The sequence below is a fragment of the Mesorhizobium sp. M7A.F.Ca.MR.362.00.0.0 genome (assembly GCF_004023175.1).
Classification (GTDB): domain Bacteria; phylum Pseudomonadota; class Alphaproteobacteria; order Rhizobiales; family Rhizobiaceae; genus Mesorhizobium.
Map to the genome: position 1 here is coordinate 1 of NZ_RZTF01000887.1, position 581 is coordinate 581.

Here is a 581-nt window from a genome sequence, read left to right on the forward strand (position 1 = left end):
CCGCGCCTCCGACCAGGTCTCGCGCTTTGGATCGGCCTTGTGACGCACGCCAAGCGGCCGCCCCGCCCCCTTGCGCTCCTCGAAGCCTTTCAGGTCCGTCATTGCCGTGAACAGCGTGCGGCAGCGCCCGTCGCGCAGCCGTATGATGCCCTCTCCCCTGGCCACCGCGGTTTCGAAGCTGAACCAGGCCTCGATGATGCCATCGTCCGAGATCGCCTCGCCGGTCAGTTGCCACGCGCTCGGCTTGGCCGTCGCCAGCGTCGCCGCCAGCATGTCGGCGATCGCTTCGCGGCCTTCCATGGTGGTGATGTTCCAGGTGAAGGTCAGGAGATCGCGCCAGTAGCAATCGTCGACGAACAGGTTGCTCGCAGCGGCCACGTCGCCGGCTGCGAGTGCCTGCGCCAGGGATTCGAGCCATGCGGCTGCCTGTTTCGTCGGTGCTATTTCGAGCATTTCTTTCCTCTTTGTGCATGCCCCCAATCCAAGTTGGGATCATCAATTGTTGAACTCGGCGCCGCCCCTCATCCGCCTGCCGGCATCTTCTCCCCGTGAACGGGGAGAAGGGAGCTAGTCTCCGAGCG

The 581-nt window shown here is 64.9% G+C and carries 1 protein-coding gene; it reads right to left on the bottom strand.

Annotated elements, in window-relative coordinates; all coding sequences use genetic code 11:
* Nucleotides 1-453 (bottom strand): nuclear transport factor 2 family protein (locus EOC06_RS38340; protein ID WP_164899055.1); only part of this gene is annotated, 453 nt, incomplete at its 3' end.
* Between the last annotated feature and the right edge of the window lie 128 nt (nucleotides 454-581).